The organism is Methylobacterium sp. WL19 (genome assembly GCF_008040005.1).
Lineage (GTDB): Bacteria > Pseudomonadota > Alphaproteobacteria > Rhizobiales > Beijerinckiaceae > Methylobacterium > Methylobacterium bullatum.
The window spans coordinates 1-15,912 of record NZ_VRVC01000053.1; the positions used below are offsets into that span (position 1 = coordinate 1).

Annotated in this window: 18 protein-coding genes; 12 read left to right on the plus strand and 6 right to left on the minus strand. The window is 66.3% G+C overall.

Annotated features, from left to right (window positions below; genetic code table 11):
* Positions 1 to 264: 264 nt before the first annotated feature.
* The gene (locus FV220_RS12275; RefSeq protein WP_056144005.1) at positions 265 to 771 is read right to left on the minus strand and encodes an Lrp/AsnC family transcriptional regulator; all 507 of its coding nucleotides are present in this window, start codon (positions 769 to 771) and stop codon (positions 265 to 267) included.
* A 250-nt stretch (positions 772 to 1,021) separates the two neighbouring features.
* Between FV220_RS12275 and FV220_RS12280 the strand changes: the two genes are divergently transcribed.
* The 7 genes from FV220_RS12280 to FV220_RS12315 all read left to right on the plus strand — a co-directional run bounded on the left by FV220_RS12280 (position 1,022) and on the right by FV220_RS12315 (position 9,124).
* Positions 1,022 to 1,819, plus strand: a complete 798-nt coding sequence (locus FV220_RS12280) for a phosphoadenylyl-sulfate reductase (protein WP_147831671.1) — start codon at positions 1,022 to 1,024, stop codon at positions 1,817 to 1,819.
* Entirely contained in the window at positions 1,816 to 2,751 is a 936-nt protein-coding gene (cysD, locus tag FV220_RS12285) for a sulfate adenylyltransferase subunit CysD (RefSeq protein WP_056144011.1), read from the plus strand. The genes FV220_RS12280 and cysD overlap by 4 nt, the downstream gene beginning before the upstream one ends.
* A gap of 1 nt (position 2,752) precedes the next feature.
* Complete coding sequence (cysN, locus tag FV220_RS12290; protein ID WP_147831673.1) at positions 2,753 to 4,153, plus strand: sulfate adenylyltransferase subunit CysN; 1,401 nt, start codon at positions 2,753 to 2,755, stop codon at positions 4,151 to 4,153.
* A 429-nt stretch (positions 4,154 to 4,582) separates the two neighbouring features.
* Positions 4,583 to 5,785 (plus strand): pyridoxal phosphate-dependent aminotransferase, encoded by a 1,203-nt coding sequence (locus tag FV220_RS12300; RefSeq protein ID WP_147831675.1) that lies wholly within the window; start codon positions 4,583 to 4,585, stop codon positions 5,783 to 5,785.
* A gap of 87 nt (positions 5,786 to 5,872) precedes the next feature.
* Positions 5,873 to 6,715, plus strand: a complete 843-nt coding sequence (locus FV220_RS12305; RefSeq protein WP_147831677.1) for an NAD(P)-dependent oxidoreductase — start codon at positions 5,873 to 5,875, stop codon at positions 6,713 to 6,715.
* 378 nt (positions 6,716 to 7,093) lie between these two features.
* Entirely contained in the window at positions 7,094 to 7,387 is a 294-nt protein-coding gene (locus FV220_RS12310) for a hypothetical protein (protein ID WP_147831679.1), read from the plus strand.
* A gap of 78 nt (positions 7,388 to 7,465) precedes the next feature.
* Positions 7,466 to 9,124: a calcineurin-like phosphoesterase family protein gene (locus tag FV220_RS12315; RefSeq protein WP_147831681.1), complete on the plus strand. Its 1,659-nt coding sequence runs from the start codon at positions 7,466 to 7,468 to the stop codon at positions 9,122 to 9,124.
* A 146-nt stretch (positions 9,125 to 9,270) separates the two neighbouring features.
* On the opposite strand, the gene FV220_RS12320 is transcribed toward FV220_RS12315, so the two are convergent.
* Entirely contained in the window at positions 9,271 to 9,849 is a 579-nt protein-coding gene (locus FV220_RS12320; RefSeq protein ID WP_018042519.1) for a type 1 glutamine amidotransferase domain-containing protein, read from the minus strand.
* 197 nt (positions 9,850 to 10,046) lie between these two features.
* Here FV220_RS12320 and FV220_RS12325 point away from each other — a divergent pair, with 197 nt between their 5' ends.
* On the plus strand, positions 10,047 to 10,268 hold the full coding sequence (locus FV220_RS12325) for a hypothetical protein (protein WP_018042520.1): 222 nt from the start codon (positions 10,047 to 10,049) through the stop codon (positions 10,266 to 10,268).
* Positions 10,269 to 10,276: 8 nt separating this feature from the next.
* Here FV220_RS12325 and FV220_RS12330 read toward each other — a convergent pair whose 3' ends face one another.
* Entirely contained in the window at positions 10,277 to 10,666 is a 390-nt protein-coding gene (locus FV220_RS12330; protein WP_018042521.1) for a hypothetical protein, read from the minus strand.
* Positions 10,667 to 10,991: 325 nt separating this feature from the next.
* Between FV220_RS12330 and FV220_RS12335 the strand changes: the two genes are divergently transcribed.
* The 3 genes from FV220_RS12335 (at position 10,992) to FV220_RS12345 (ending at position 12,484) form a co-directional block, all read left to right on the plus strand.
* Entirely contained in the window at positions 10,992 to 11,201 is a 210-nt protein-coding gene (locus FV220_RS12335) for a cold-shock protein (RefSeq protein ID WP_026175704.1), read from the plus strand.
* Positions 11,202 to 11,403: 202 nt separating this feature from the next.
* Positions 11,404 to 11,634: a hypothetical protein gene (locus FV220_RS12340; protein WP_018042523.1), complete on the plus strand. Its 231-nt coding sequence runs from the start codon at positions 11,404 to 11,406 to the stop codon at positions 11,632 to 11,634.
* Positions 11,635 to 11,956: 322 nt separating this feature from the next.
* Positions 11,957 to 12,484 (plus strand): hypothetical protein, encoded by a 528-nt coding sequence (locus FV220_RS12345; RefSeq protein ID WP_147831683.1) that lies wholly within the window; start codon positions 11,957 to 11,959, stop codon positions 12,482 to 12,484.
* 144 nt (positions 12,485 to 12,628) lie between these two features.
* Here FV220_RS12345 and FV220_RS12350 read toward each other — a convergent pair whose 3' ends face one another.
* The gene (locus tag FV220_RS12350) at positions 12,629 to 13,456 is read right to left on the minus strand and encodes a 3'(2'),5'-bisphosphate nucleotidase CysQ (protein ID WP_056144034.1); all 828 of its coding nucleotides are present in this window, start codon (positions 13,454 to 13,456) and stop codon (positions 12,629 to 12,631) included.
* A gap of 322 nt (positions 13,457 to 13,778) precedes the next feature.
* Between FV220_RS12350 and FV220_RS12355 the strand changes: the two genes are divergently transcribed.
* A complete protein-coding gene (locus FV220_RS12355) occupies positions 13,779 to 14,291 on the plus strand; it encodes a DUF6101 family protein (RefSeq protein ID WP_056144708.1) in 513 nt (170 codons plus the stop codon).
* A 13-nt stretch (positions 14,292 to 14,304) separates the two neighbouring features.
* On the opposite strand, the gene ubiA is transcribed toward FV220_RS12355, so the two are convergent.
* Positions 14,305 to 15,261, minus strand: coding sequence for a 4-hydroxybenzoate octaprenyltransferase (gene ubiA / locus FV220_RS12360; protein WP_056257754.1), 957 nt, complete (start codon positions 15,259 to 15,261; stop codon positions 14,305 to 14,307).
* 38 nt (positions 15,262 to 15,299) lie between these two features.
* On the minus strand, positions 15,300 to 15,767 hold the full coding sequence (locus FV220_RS12365; protein ID WP_147831685.1) for a hypothetical protein: 468 nt from the start codon (positions 15,765 to 15,767) through the stop codon (positions 15,300 to 15,302).
* Positions 15,768 to 15,912 lie beyond the last annotated feature (145 nt).

Consider the following 15,912-nt stretch of genomic DNA (forward strand, 5'->3'; position numbering starts at 1 on the left):
GGGCGGCGGCCTGGCCCCCGGCCGCGTCGAGACCGGCGAGGAAGCCCGCGAGCCAGGCACGCTGAATCGGTGTCGCCGCTCCGAGGACGGCGTCGAGGCTCGCACGCTCGTTGTCGTCGAACGGGGCTGTGCGGGGGAGGATCGCTTGTCGTGCCATCGTTAAGCCATGTCGCGCTGCGGGGCCGACTGTCAACGGGATGTCCGTTTTACAGAACGGCGTCGTGGGAGAAGGAGCTGCCTATGATCGCAGCGCAGAACAGAATTTTATTCTCCAGCCACCACGGAGAGCGTCGGTATGAAACGCCCGTTCGTCGGCGCTGACGGAAGCGGAAGCGCCGTCGTCGACTTCACTTTTTCCATGGCGAAGCGTGACGTCACGTTCTTCAGGGGCAAGGTCGCGATGAGCTGCTTATAAAAGGTGTCGTAAGCCTGCATATCGGCGACAACGACCCGCAACATGTAATCCACATCGCCCGCCATGCGGTAGAATTCCAGCACCTCAGGCATGGCCGAGACGGTGGAGGCGAAGCGTTCGAGCCAGTCACGCGAATGGTCCGATGTCTCGATCGAGACGAAGACTGTGAGTCCGAGGCCCAGCTTGACCGGATCGAGGACGGCGACCCGCCGGTCGATCACGCCATCCGCTTCGAGGCGCTGGATCCGCTTCCAGCAGGGCGTCTGCGACAGGCCGACCTTCTCGCCGATCGTCGCGATCGACAGGGTGGCGTCGTTCTGGAGCAGCGCCAGGATCTTGAGATCGATCGAGTCCACATTGACCTCGCTTTGCGGTTCCGGTCAGCGGCGCTGTGGTGCGCTAGGGCACGGCGTTGACCAGCGAATTAAGAAGAATATTCCTCGACGAGCAACCCATTGGGCGTCCGCGCCGCTGCAAACCATATTTACCGCAGCGGGGGAATGCCGCAGCGCGATACCCGCCATGCCTTGACAGCGTTCGTTATAGCGAACATTTCAGGTGCCAGACAAGCGGGCATCTGACAAGGCAGTCGTACGGAACACGCTCATGAGTACTTCCCTGGAACGAACGGCGCGGGACCTCGCGTCCGCCATGGCCGGCCTCGATCTGAAGGGGCGCATTCGTGCGATCGAGTCCGCAATCCCCGGCCGACTGGTCTTCACCACCAGCCTCGGCATCGAGGATCAGGCTCTCACCCATGCCCTCGCCATGGCCAAGGGGCGGACGGAGATCGTCACCCTCGATACGGGCCGGCTCTTCCCCGAGACCTACGACGTCTGGGCGGAGACCGAATCCGCCTACGGCATCCGCATCCAGGCCTATGCACCCGAGCGGGTCTCGGAAGAATCATTCGTGCGGGAAGAGGGCATCAATGGCTTTCGCCATTCGGTCGCGGCCCGGCAAGCCTGCTGCGGCTTCCGCAAGGTCGAGCCGCTGAGCCGCGCCCTTGCCGGCGCCGCCGGATGGCTGACGGGTCTGCGGGCGGGCCAATCCGCCAACCGTTCGGACACGCCCCTGGCGGAGGCCGACGACGCGCGCGGGCTTATCAAGATCAATCCGCTCGCGGATTGGACCCGCGCCGACGTCGACCGCTTCGTCATCGACAATTACATTCCCTACAACGTCCTCCACGACCGCGGTTTTCCCTCGATCGGGTGCGCCCCGTGCACCCGCGCCGTGAAGATCGGTGAATCCGAGCGCGCCGGCCGCTGGTGGTGGGAGCAGGAATCCAAGAAGGAATGCGGCCTTCACGTGCATCAGCCCGAGGCGAACGTTCAGCCGGGCCAGGAAGCCGCCGCATTCGAATCGACACCCCGTAACAGCAATCTGGAGATCGCCCGATGAGCGCCGCCACCGCGCTGGCCGCAACGCTGCCCGAGCGTCTGACTCACCTGCAGCGTCTCGAAGCCGAGAGCATCCACATCATGCGGGAGACGGTCGCCGAGACCGAGAACCCGGTGATGCTCTATTCCATCGGCAAGGATTCGTCCGTGCTGCTGCATCTGGCGCTGAAGGCCTTTGCGCCGGGACGCCTGCCGTTCCCGCTGATGCACATCGATACGACGTGGAAATTCAAGGAAATGATCGCGTTCCGCGATCAGCGCGCCAAGGAGCTCGGCCTCGATCTCATCGTCCACACGAATCAGGAGGGCCTGGCCCGTGGCATCGGCCCGATCAGCCACGGTTCGGAAGTCCATACCGACGTGATGAAGACGCAGGGACTGCGTCAGGCGCTGGACAAGTACAAGTTCGACGCGGCCTTCGGCGGCGCCCGCCGCGACGAGGAGGCGTCCCGCGCCAAGGAGCGCATCTTTTCCCTGCGCACGGCCCAGCACCGCTGGGACCCGAAGCGCCAGCGCGCCGAGCCCTGGCACCTCTACAATCTCAAGAAGAAGCGGGGTGAATCCCTGCGCGTCTTCCCGATCTCGAATTGGACCGAGCTCGATGTCTGGCTCTACATCGAGCAGGAGCAGATCCCGATCGTACCGCTCTATTTCGCCAAGCCCCGCCCCGTGGTGGAGCGCGACGGCCAGTTGATCCTGGTCGACGACGACCGTCTGCCCCTGAACCCCGGGGAGACCCCGCAGAACCTGTCCGTGCGTTTCCGGACGCTGGGCGACTACCCGCTCACCGGCGCCGTCGAGAGCGATGCCGCGACCCTGCCCGAGATCATCGGCGAGACCCTCGCCGCCCGGACCTCAGAGCGTCAGGGCCGCGTGATCGACAAGGACGGGTCGGGCGCCATGGAGCGCAAGAAGCAGGAGGGGTATTTCTAAGATGACGATCCATCAGTCACCCGGAGCCTTCGGCTATGACAGCTTCCTCGCCGCTCACCAGAGCAAGGAAGTGCTGCGCTTCATCACCTGCGGCTCCGTCGACGACGGCAAGTCCACCCTGATCGGCCGCCTCCTGCACGACACCAAGCAGATCTTCGACGATCAGGTGACGGCACTGCAGCGCGATTCGCGCAAGCACGGCACCCAGGGCGCCGAGATCGACCTCGCCCTCCTCGTGGACGGTCTCCAGGCCGAGCGCGAGCAGGGCATCACCATCGATGTCGCCTATCGCTTCTTCTCCACCGACAAGCGCTCGTTCATCGTCGCCGACACGCCCGGCCACGAGCAGTACACCCGCAACATGGCGACCGGTGCCTCCACGGCCGATGTCGCCGTGATCCTGGTGGACGCTCGGCAGGGCCTGACCCGCCAGACCCGGCGTCATGCGCTGCTGGTCTCGCTGCTCGGGATCAAGCGCGTCGTCCTCGCCGTGAACAAGATGGATCTGGTCGGCTGGTCGCAGGGCAAGTTCGAGGAGATCACGGCGGCGTTCGATGCGTTCGCCGCGCCCCTGGGCTTCACCGAGATCCGGCCCATCCCGCTTTCCGCCAAGAACGGCGACAACGTCGTTTTGCCCGGCGCCGCCGTGCCCTGGTACACGGGAACGCCGCTCCTGCAGTACCTGGAAGAAGTGCCCGTGCGGGTCGAGGAGCAGGCCGCTCCGTTCCGTCTTCCGGTCCAGTGGGTGAACCGTCCGAACTCCGACTTCCGCGGATTCTCGGGCCTGATCGCCAGCGGCCGCATCGCCCCCGGCGACGCGATCATCGTCGAGCCTTCGGGCCGGACCTCCACCATCGCCCGGATCTTCACCGCCGATGGCGACCTGCCGCATGCCGTGGAGGGCCAGTCCGTCACCCTCGTCCTCGCCGACGAGATCGACGCCTCGCGCGGGTCGGTGATCGTCACGGCCGATGCGCCGATGCGGGTGAGCGACCGTTTCGACGCCCGTCTCTTCTGGGCGGCGGAGACCGAACTGCTGCCCGGCGCCACCCTGCTCGCCAAGATCGGCACCGTGACGGTGAACGCCACCGTGACGACCATCCATACGCGGATCGATCCGGAGAGCGGCAATCCCGTTCCGGCCGCGCGCCTCGTGGCCAACGACATCGCGGACGTGACCCTCAGCCTGGACCGCGCCGTGGCCATCGATGCCTACGCGGCGAACCGCGACACCGGCGGTTTCATCCTCATCGACCGCGAGACCACCGATACGGCGGCCCTCGGCCTGATCCATCCGGAGGCACCATCGTCGGCCGTGGAGGACGAGCCGGAGGCGGCGCGTGCGGCGAAATCCGGCGGAGGGTTCCTGTCGAAGCTCAGGTGGGTGTTCGGCGGCATCTGAACGGACGCGCCACCGGCTAAAACGAACCGCCATCCGGCCTGCCAAGAGTGGGGCGGGTGGCGGCTTTGTTTCCAAAGGCACCTTTCTCCTCGCACGACGGATGGTCCGGTGATCGACGGTCGCGAACGTACGGGTGACACCGTTCCTCCCACCCTTCACCTCATCCTGAGGTGCCGAAGCGGAGCGGAGGCCTCGAAGGAGGCGCCATGGGAACTGGAGCCCTCCTTCGAGGCTGCTTCGCAGCGCCTCAGGATGAGGTGGTGGGGGGAGATGGGGACCGTTTCGACCCGCAGGGCGAGATCGATCCGTTTTCGACACAGTGCCGCCTGCGACTCAGCCTTGCCGGCTCACACCTCCGGGACTAGGGTCCGCGCGCTTTTTGAAGAGGCGCGCATCGGCGCCCATCTGACGTGATCGGAGCAGACCATCATGGGCTTTCTCGCCGACGCCCTGTCCAAGGTGAAGCCGTCCGCGACCATCGCGATGACACAGAAGGCCCGCGAGCTGAAAGCCGGCGGGATGGACGTGATCAGCCTGTCGGTGGGCGAGCCCGATTTCGACACGCCGGACCACATCAAGGACGCGGCCATCGACGCGATCCGCCGCGGCGAGACCAAGTACACACCGGTCTCCGGCATCGTGCCCCTGCGCGAGGCGATCGTGCGGAAGTTCAAGCGCGAGAACGGCCTCGACTACAAGGCGTCGCAGACCATCGTCGGCACCGGCGGCAAGCACGTCATCTACAATGCCCTCCTCGCCACGCTGAACCCCGGCGACGAGGTGGTGATCCCGCGTCCCTACTGGGTTTCCTATCCGGAGATGGTGGTGCTGTGCGGCGGCACGCCGGTCTTCGCCGAGACCGACATGGAGCATGATTTCAAGCTCCAGCCGGAGGAGCTGGAGCGGGTGATCACGCCCAAGACCAAGTGGATCATCCTCAACTCGCCGTCGAACCCCTCCGGCGCGGCCTATGCCCGCGACGAGCTGAAGAAGATCACCGACGTCCTCATGCGCCACCCCCATGTCTGGGTGCTCACCGACGACATGTACGAGCACCTCTGCTACGGCGATTTCGAGTTCGTGACGCCGGCCCAGGTGGAGCCCGGCCTCTACGACCGCACCCTGACCATGAACGGCGTCTCGAAGGCCTATGCGATGACCGGCTGGCGCATCGGCTACGCCGCCGGCCCCGAGCACCTCATCAAGGCGATGGATTTCGTCCAGGGCCAGCAGACCTCCGGCGCCTCCTCGATCTCTCAATGGGCGGCGGTGGCGGCCCTCGACGGCACGCAGGAGCATCTCGCCCGTTTCCGCGCCGCCTTCCACGAGCGCCGCGACCTCGTGGTCTCCATGCTGAACCAGACCAAGGGCCTCAAATGCCCGACGCCGGAAGGCGCCTTCTACGTCTACCCGTCCTGTGCCGAGACGATCGGGCGCAAGACGCCGTCGGGCAAGATCATCGAATCGGACGAGGATTTTGTGGTGGAACTGCTGCAGGCGGAGGGTGTCGCCGCCGTCCACGGCTCGGCCTTCGGCCTCGGACCGAACCTGCGCATCTCCTACGCCACCTCGAACACGGCGCTGGAAGAGGCCTGCACCCGCATCCAGCGCTTCTGCGGCTCGCTGAGCTGACCCACCCGAGGGTGAATCGCGACTTGACGACTCACGTCTGACGCGAGTCAGATGCGAGCCGGGTGGGTTCACTCGGAGGAGACGTTCATGGCGACGATCGCTGTCATCGCACCTGGTGCCATGGGCAGTGCGATCGCAGCGCGACTGCACGGAAACGGCGCCCGTATCCTCACCGTTCTGGCCGGTCGAAGCGCCGTTACGATCGCACGCGCCCAGGAATCCGGAATGGAAGGAGTGGAGGAGACGGCCCTCGCCGAGGCCGACCTCATCCTCTCCATCGTCCCGCCAGCGGAGGCGGCGAACCTTGCAATTCGCCTGTCCCCGCTGCTCGCTGCAGCGGTGCGCAAACCGGTCTATGTCGATTGCAACGCTCTCAACGTCGTGACGAAACGTGGCGTCGCCGCCGTGATCGGACAGGCCGGCGCGCCCTTCATCGATGCCGCCATCATAGGAGCGCCGCCCAAATCCGGCGAACGGGGGCCACGGTTCTACGTCTCCGGCGACGATCTCTCGGCGTCCGTGGCGTTGCGCGAAATGGGGCTGGACGTCCGACCCGTAGAGGGCGGCGTCGGCGCGGCGTCGGCGCTCAAAATGTCCTATGCCGGCATCAACAAGGGGCTGACGGCGCTCGCCGCCGTCATGGTACTCGCGGCAGGCCGTGCCGGAGCGGCCAATGCGCTGCATGCCGAACTCGCCGAAAGCGAGCCGGAACTGCTCGCGCGGTTCTCCCGCGTCCTGCCCGACATGGTGCCGAAGGCTTATCGCTGGGTCGCGGAGATGGACGAGATCGCGAGTTTTCTCGAGAACGACGATGGCGGCCGACTGATGTTCGACGGCGCGGGGCGCGTCTATGAACGGCTCTCCGCCAAGTGCGACGGGGACGAGGTCGGGCAGTTGAAGGCCTTCGCCGCTGCGGCGGAAAGGCCCTGATGCAGCCGGGTTGGTTGCCGGCTCAAGTCAGGATGTCTACACCCACCATCCCCGCAGCCGATGCGTCCGATGGTTTCGCGAACCCTCTCGGACTGGCGCGGTTGCAGGGCTTGTCGTGACGGGGCGGTGCGGACCAGTTCTCTGCGTCGATCCTGTGAGGCCTCGTGGGCCGGGTCGCGGCAAGTGTGTCACGGGCGCGGGGAACAGGAACCGTCGCCGTGGCTGATGGCCCACGCTCATCGTACTGGCGGACGGGTCGCGCCATTTCAGGACAGGCTCCGAGCCGGCCAGCGGCCAAATGGTTTACCGACTTCTCGCACAAGTGAGATGGGCCGGGGAACCGGTCGCGTTCCTCCGCGTAGTCTCGGGCTTTCCAGCATGCGACGCCTTCTCACCGGTGGCATCAAGGCAATCGTCGCCATTGCCGCGATTTCCACCGCCGCCCATTGGGCCATGCGCGTGCAGCGCGCGCCCACCGCCGTGCCGGCCCCCGTCGCAGCGATGAAGGATCCGGTCGCCACCGGTTCGATCCTCACGCGCAGCGCGCAATCCCCAACTCGCGAACGACTTGCGGACGTGACACGCGGTCTCGACCAGAAACACCTCGGCGAATTGTTTTCGGGCGCCACTGGCGACAAGCCAAAGGTCGAGAAGGCCGCAGCCAGGCACTGAGGGCGGACGCGACTATCGTCACGCCATGGTCAAGAGGGCGTGGTTCGGTGCGGCCGACCCGTCGCAACAGGCTGCCGCATGATTGACCGTCCCGCTCTCACCCGCCGCGAAACCCTGGCAGGTGCCGCCGTCCTCGCCCTGGCGCCTTCGGCGGCGCGGTCGTCGGAGCGCGCGACGGGTTCCGTCTATGAAGTGGTTCCGGGGGGGCGGGCAGGCATCCCGGATGTGGCCGTCTCGAACGGTCGCGACGTGGTCCGCACCGACGGCCAGGGCCGCTACGCGCTCGACGTCTCGGACGGCGATATCGTCTTCGTGGTGAAGCCCGCCGGCTTCGCGCTGCCGCGCGACGAGAACAACATTCCGCGCTTCAGCTACATCCATCAGCCGCAGGGCACGCCGTCCGATCTAAGCCTGCGCTATCGCGGCATCGACCCGACCGGACCGCTTCCCGCCTCCATCGACTTCGCGCTGACCCGCGAACCGGAGCCGGACGCGTTCGACGTGATCCTGTTCACCGATCCGCAGCCGGAAAGCCCAGTGGAGCTCAGCCATGTCCGCGATACGGCGGTGACGCGGGTCCTCGGCACGAAGGCCGCCTTCGGCATGACCACGGGCGACATCCTGTTCGACGATCTGTCGTTCTACGGCCGCTCCAACCGCATCATGGGGCGCATCGGGATCCCCTGGTTCCATATCGGCGGCAACCACGATCTCAACTTCGAGGCGCCTGACGCCCGCTACAGCCGCGAGACCTACAAGCGGGTCTACGGCGCGCCCTACTATGCCTTCCACCACGGCAAGGCCCTCTTCCTGATGCTCGACAGCGTGCATTACCTGGGCGCCGCCTCGGGCAAGGGCGACGGTGTCGGCCGCTACGAGGGGCGCATCGGCGAGCGGCAGATGACCTTCATCGCCAACATGCTGTCGATGACGCCGAAGGAGACCCTCGTCGTCATCGCGATGCATATCCCGCTGGTCACCGATCTCGACCCGGCCGATCCGCGCCAGAACGTGATGGACCGCGAGCGCCTGCTCGACCTCCTGGGTGACCGACCCGTGCTCAGCCTCGCCGGCCATACCCACACGACGGAGCATCATTACCCCCGCGCGGGCGCAAGCGGGAGCCACCACCACCACGTCCTCACCGCCGTGTCCGGATCGTGGTGGAGCGGCCCCTCCGCGCGCACCGGCATTCCCTCGGCCGACAGCCGCGACGGGACACCCAACGGTTTCCACGTCCTGTCCATCGACGGCGCCGACTACACCACTCGCTACCAACCGGCCCAGGGCGAACCGGAAGAGAGAATGAGAATCGTGCTGGAGAGCCAATATCGTGGAGGGGCCGGTGAGGTCCTGCGCGATTACCGGCCGATGCAGACCCTGCGCTCGCCTGTGCCGCGCGAGAGCGTCGGGGCGACAAATCTGGTGGTGAACGTCTTCGACGGCGGTCCGCGCACCAGCGTCCGGTACCGCATCGACGACGGTCCGGCCGTCGAGATGGTGCGCACGCGGCGGCCCGACCCGTTCGTCGCCGAGGTCTTCCTGCGCTATCCGGAAGCAAAGAAGCCGTGGGTGAAGGCCGAACCGTCGAGCCACATCTGGGTCGCGCGCCTCCGCGGCGACATTCCGGCCGGCAGCCATCGCATCAGCGTCGAGGGCCGGGACGAGTACGGGCGCCCGTTCTCGTCCGCCATGGTCGTCGAAGTCACCGGCGAGGACGGCCCCTCGCGGGGCTGAGAGGGACGCCGGCCGGTCAGGGCCTAGAGCAGCGCCCGACCACGTTGGGTCGGGGCACATCTCTAGGCCTTTGTTTTGCCGCGCTCTTTTTCGCCGAACCGGCATCCACTTCGGCGGAGAGCGCTCTAGCGTCCCGAGGCCCAGTGTCAGGCGGCCAGGCGGCGAGCGCCGTGGTTGCCCTCCTCGATCTCCTCGATGATCTTGGCGCAGAAAGCGTCGAGATCGCCGGGATTACGGCTCGTGACGATGCCCTTGTCGGTCACCACCGCCTCGTCCCGCCATTGGCCGCCGGCATTGATGACATCCGTCCTGATCGACGAGAACGACGTCAGGTTCAGCCCCTTCACGACCCCCACCTCGATCAGCAGCCACGGCGCGTGGCAGATCGCGGCCACCACTTTTCCGGAGACGAGGAACGTCTTGATCACGTCGAGGGCCTTCGGCTCGAGCCGGAGCTTGTCCGGGTTGATTTGGCCGCCCGGCAGCACGAGGGCGTCGTAATCCGCCGGGTCGATGTCTTCCAGATCCTTGTCCACCGCGACGTTCTTGCCCCAATCCGTCTTGTCCCAGGCGCGAATGGATTCGCGCGATTCGCGCGATTTCGGCGAGGCGACGACGACGCTCGCCCCGGCGCTCTTGAGGGTCTGCAGCGGAACCGTCAGCTCCGTTTCCTCGAAACCGTCGGTGGCGAGAATGAGAACTTTCGACTGCTTGATGTCGGACATGATTGATCTCCGCACGTGTCACGAATGATGGCGGAAGAACTGGTAGCCGATATGGCGGGTTCCTGGTTCCGGGGAGATGCAATGCAGCCTCGGTGGCAGCGCAACGCTCGAATCCGCATCGGGCTGGAACTGGCGACTGCCGGGGTGGGTTTCTCCGGCACACCGACCGATCCACCTCAAAGCGAAGGAGACGCTGCATGGCCAATCCAGGCCTACCGATCCCCGAGCCGCTCCCGGGGGGAATTCCCGGCGACCTGCCGCCCCCGCCGCTGCCGCCGGACGAGGCTCCGGATATCGGACCGACCGGTCCGCGGACCCCCTATCCCGTCGACGATCCCGGCATCGACGAGCCGGCGGGGCCGGGCTCCGAGCCCGATTATCTGCCCGGCGGTCCGACGGACCCGGGCGTGCGGATGTAACCGTTCCGTCAGTGATCCCCATGCGATGCGCGTACATCGCGGGGGGCGTTGAGGATTTCGGAGAGGCTCGTCGCAACGTGACGGGCCTCTTCGTCCGTCAGGCGCAGCTGGAATGGCGGCAGCGGCCCCGCCTGGAGGGCCACGACGGCCTGACCCTTCTCGTCGGTTCCCACCTCGATGGCGGAGGAGGTGACTTCCAGCATGGCGATGTCCTCGTCGGCGAGGTCGTCCGGCGGGTCGACCTCGTCCGGCTCGTCGATCGCGGTCAGCAGATGCCCGACCGCGCGCACGAGGGCACGGGCCGCACGGGCATCCATGACGACGGCCGTGGCCTGATCGTCCTTCTGGAACGAGAGCTGGATGTTCGCGCCTTCGAGGGAAACCGAGATGCCCGCCATGAACCGCCTGATTGCGTCGCCTAACTGCCTGGAGCCGAACTCATATATGCACGTCGCGGACCGAAAAACACGGGGTTCGCCACGGGGCTCGCATCGTGCGGCATGAGAGGGCGGTGCGTCGATCCGACAGGCAAGATCCAGCCGGATGCCTTGTTGCCGCCGCACAATGCGCCTACATGGATCTCAGCGGGCGTCAGTGAGCCGAACACAACGTGCCTCGCACGTCTCACGACCTGCTGATCCCGTCAAATGTAAAAGAGGACCGGCGCCGGGTGTCTCGAGCAGATACGCGTGTTTGGTCAACGAACGATACGAGGTTCTATTCGTGAATACCGGCACTGTTAAGTGGTTCAACGAAACCAAAGGCTACGGCTTCATTCAGCCCGATGACGGCGGCAAGGACGTGTTCGTTCACATCTCCGCTGTCGAGCGCGCGGGAATGCGCAATCTCATTGAAGGTCAGAAGGTCTCCTACGAGATCCAGACCGACAAGCGCAGCGGCAAGGATTCGGCTGGTAACCTCCAGGCGGCCTGACGCACCCGGCGCCAGCCCTCGGGGCTGGCGTCACCACCGGCGCCAAGCGCCGGCTTCGCCGGCATCCCGACGCGCTCCTCTGGGGAGACGAGCTCGTTTCAGGGATGACCCATCCGCAACCCCAAAATCCTTTGACTTACGGAACGAGAGGCAAAGCTCGTCGTTTCGCACACCAAGAAAATCTGAAAGATTACAAGAAAACATGTTGTTCGAATATACCCGACGCCGCGGCGTCCGTTCGCCGATCACCGATGCGGCGACCTTCAAGGTAGGAAAGCTGAAGCAGACGACGTCGCGTGAAGCGCAGGACATCGACCTCAGCCACCTCATCGACACCTCTTACAATTATCACTCGCCCCGTGAATTGCGCTGGCATCTGGCCGAGCGGCTGGGCGTGGCTCCCGACGTGGTCGCGGTTCGCGAACACGCCTGATCGGGGCCTTCCCGCGCCGGGGATAGTCTCCTCGCGCCTCACGACGTTTCACGCCGAGTTCCTCACCGAGCTCGGCGTTCGCATGTCTAGACCATGCCGGCGCTGCTACCGCCGGGACCAGCACTGCTCCAGGCGGCCGGGAGGCGGGCTCCGGCTTTGCCATTCTCGCGTCAATTGACCTAAGAGGCAGTCCGAGTGGTCGAACGATCTCGGTGCCGGCGGAACCGGTACGTCTTTCGCTGGGACCATTGCAGGACAAACGGCGTCGGACGATCTTGAGCCCGCTAATTCCGACAGAGCAAACACCGGGAGCACAGGCGATATGTTTGGCTTTCTGAGAAAGCTGTTCGGATCGTTCTCCGGTGGAACCAATCCGTTCGCCCCGTGGAGGGACAAGGTCAATCAGGGCATCCCGAATTCGAACGGGATGCCCACGAGCATTGAGGAAGGCATGGAGTGGCAAGCGGCGGACTTCGTCGCGGCCTTCTCGCATTCCGGATCGCCGATCGATGGGAGCAAACTCGATTACAGCGAGGCGTCCCTTGCCCTGGTCGACCAAGTGCTCGATGATTTTCATCGCAGGCGCGAGCCGCTTCCGGATGATCTCCATTTCCTGACATCGGCGTATGTCTTCGAGGTCGCGCGCCGTGCGTTCGGCGGACGCTACCTGCGGGGCGACAAAGACAATCCCTTCGTTCTGGCCATCGGCAGAGGGGAGGCCGAAATCGGTGTCTGCGTCATGGCCAAGGTAAGGGGTCGCGTGGTGAACGGCCCCGAGGACAGCATCCCGTTCTTCTACGCGGGCATTGCCCCTGTCGTCGCGTCCGGTCGCGGGGCCATGCTGATCTGACCGGGCTTTGCCTCCGAGTGCGTCCGGAACACAGCCTGAGCGGAGATGCCATCGTGATCGCCGGCGTCTTCGTCCACAGGGCCTGGAGCCCCGTGGTGAGGCTCGGCCTTTGGCGAGCCCGCGTCCCCGTTGGCGAAGGCCGCCCTAGCCCCGCGTCAGGGCCGCGACGACATCGTCGCGCAAGCCGTCCGACATCGCGATCAGCGCGCCGTGGACGGGGTCCGGGCGGTTGTAGGTCGTGCGGGTTCCCTTCAGGTCGCTCACCGATCCGCCGGCCTCGCGAAGGAGCAGATCCGCCCCGGCAAGATCCCAGTCGCGCGCATCGGACGAGACCAGGCCGACATCGATCGATCCCTCGGCGACCCGCGCCACCCGCAAGGCGAGGGACGGCACCCGAGGGACGATCTGGACATCGAGGGCCTCGCCGTTCGTCGAGCCGCCACGCGCGAGCTTGTCGATCATCGGCTTCGGTCCGGTCACCTTCGCCCCCGTGAGGCCGGTCTGGGTCGAGACGGACAGCGGCACGCCGTTGCAGGTCGCCCCGCCCCCCGCCACGGCCTCGTAGAACCGGTCGGTCACCGGTGCGTGGACGAAGCCGAGGATCGGTTGTCCGCCCGCCAGCAGCGCCACCGAGATCGACCAGTCCTGATGGCCGGTGAGGAAGGCCCGTGTCCCGTCGATGGGATCGACGATCCAGACGAGGTCCGAGCCGAGCCGGATGGCATCGTCGCTGGTCTCCTCCGACAGCCAGGCCGCCTCGGGCAGCAGCGCGCTGAGGCGGATCTTCAGGAACGTATCCACCGCGACGTCGGCTTCCGTCACCGGCGACCCGCCGGCTTTCGACCATGTCCGCGCGGTCGTCTGCGCCCCCGCCCTGAAGAAGGGGAGGGCCAGGGACGCCGCCTCACGGATCGCCTCCCTCAGGGCGGGAAGCAGCGCCTGGGCGGCTTTGGGCGACATCGTGTCGGACATGCGTCTCCGGATCGTCGGGGTTCTATCGGTGGCGGTGGCGAATCCGTCTTCCACGCGCAGGGCGGTGCAAGGGACCCTTTTCTTTGTAGGGTGAGCCCGCGACGCCCACAAGGATCGCGCGCGGGCGATGCCCCCGGATCCTGACGAATGCGGCAAGGAAGTGTTGAGCATTCCGAACGCTTCCGGCCCATCCACCATCGCTTAACTCTGGCTATTAAGCTGGCGTGATGAGGTTAGACGTGATTCTGCTTGTCATAAGAGGCGGCCCTCAAGAGGCCAACCACACCAACAGGGCGTCGATCCGATGAACACTTTCTCAAACATGAATCAGACCGAGACAACTGTCGGCACCGCTGCGGATGCCTGCCTCCAGGACGGTGTCACGCTGCCCACCACGACGTTTTCCCCCTCGTCGCTTCCGATCACCGGCCGCATCGGTGGCGGCACCGAAGCCGTCGGCGTCGCCCTCGCTTTCGCCTCCGAGGACAGCGATGCGTGCGACGAAGACCGTTTCGCGCTTCTTCTGGTGGATGGCGCCGGCACCACGCTCGGCCGCCTCGGCCCTTACGGTGACGAGGACGTCGTGGCGATCTGGCGCGATTGCTCGGCTCGCACGGGCCTGCCGCGGATGATCGTGCGGGAAGACGGCACCCTCGCCGTCGTGTCGCGGCAGCTCGGCCGGGTCGCCCTCGGCACCACTCGCGCCCGCCGCCGCCACGGCCTGCTCAACGGCCGTCGCCCGCGCTTCCTCGTCCGCCGCAAGACCGGCGTGCTGCCCGTGCGTCCGCTGATCTATCGCGGCGAGAACGAGATCGTCGGCGGCGCCCTGTCCTGAGGCCGGATCGGGCTCAGGACAGCCCCTGCCAGACGGCATCCGCCGCCAGTCCGGCAAAGAGGATCAGCCCGGCATCGCGGTTGGAGCGGAAGAGCCTGAGCGCCCCGCGCCCGTCGCCGGGTTTCAGACGGACGACCTGCCATCCGAGATGGAGGGCGAAGAGGGTGACGCCGAGGGCGCCCACGGGACCGGCCCCCGCCAGGGTCGATGCGGCGGCGATGGAAGCGACCGAAACCGCGTAGCAAAGGCCGATGGCCGGCCTCAAACCGCGTCCGAACAAGCGGGCCGAGGAGCGGATGCCGGCGATCTCGTCGTCCTCGATATCCTGCACCGCGTAGATCGTGTCGTAGCCGACGACCCACGCCACCGTGCCGGCATAGAGCAGCAGCGCCGGGGCGCCGAGATCGCCGAAGGCGGCGACCCACCCCATCAGCGCGCCCCACGAAAAGGCGAGGCCCAGCACTGCCTGGGGCATCGACATCACCCGTTTCATGAACGGATAGATCGCCACCGGCACGAGCGACGCCATGCCGACGAGAATGGCGGTACGGTTGAACTGCAACAGCACCGCCAGCCCCACCAGCGCCTGCAGCACCAGGAAGATCGCGGCGGAGCGTGTCCGCACCTGCCCGGAGGGGAGGGGGCGCGAGCGCGTGCGCTCCACCTGAGCGTCGAGGTCGCGGTCGGCGATGTCGTTGTAGGTCGACCCCGCCCCCCTCATGGCGATGGCGCCGATGAGGAACAGGACGAGATGGGCCGGGTCCGGAAACGGCTTGTGGCCGGCGAGCGCCGCGAGGGCGGCCGACCACCAGCACGGCAGCAGCAGCAGCCACCATCCGATGGGACGGTCGATCCGCGCCAGCCTGAGATAGGGGCGCAGGCCGCGCGGGGCGAGGCGATCGACCCAGTGCCCGGCGACCGCGTCCGCGACCCTGCCATCCGCACCGGGCCGGGAGGTCACGCCCGCCATGCGGAAACGAGGCCGTGACGCGGCGACTCAGCCAAGGTTCAGAGCGCGCCCTGCGGCATCTTCAGGCTGCCGGTGAGGCCGGGGCCGCCGAGCATGCCGCCACCGCCGCCGCCGTTCTGGGCCTGCGCCCGTGCCTGGGCTTCCATCTTCGCGGCTTGGGCGGCGACGCCGCAGATCTTGGTGCGGATGCCGGCGACCTTCAGATGGTCGGCCTTGAAGCCTTCGGCGAAGGAATCCGGAATCGAGCACCATTCCTTGTTGGCGGCGATCCACTTGACGCCCTCGTTGCCGTTGGCCTGCAGCTTGCCGAACAGGGCGCAGGCCTCGGCCGGGGTCATCTTCTTCTTCGAGTTCGAGGCGGCATTCGCCTTGGCCACGAGATCCTTGCGCGACTGAAGCGTCTTCTGGATGTCGCCGCATTCCGCGTTCTGCGCGAAAGCAGGGCCGGCGAGGAGGGCGGAACCCAGCAGGGCTCCGGCGACCGCCGCGATGGTCTTCGATGACATTAGCTAGGCTTCCCTCTCCCCCAATCCCCACCGGTGCCCAATTCGTGGCCGCCGGAGCGATTGCCTATCCTGCAAGACGTCTCGCCATAGGAATGTGGCGTCTTTCGAGACGTAAACGGGCGGTAATACATGCGCTTGGGGAAAC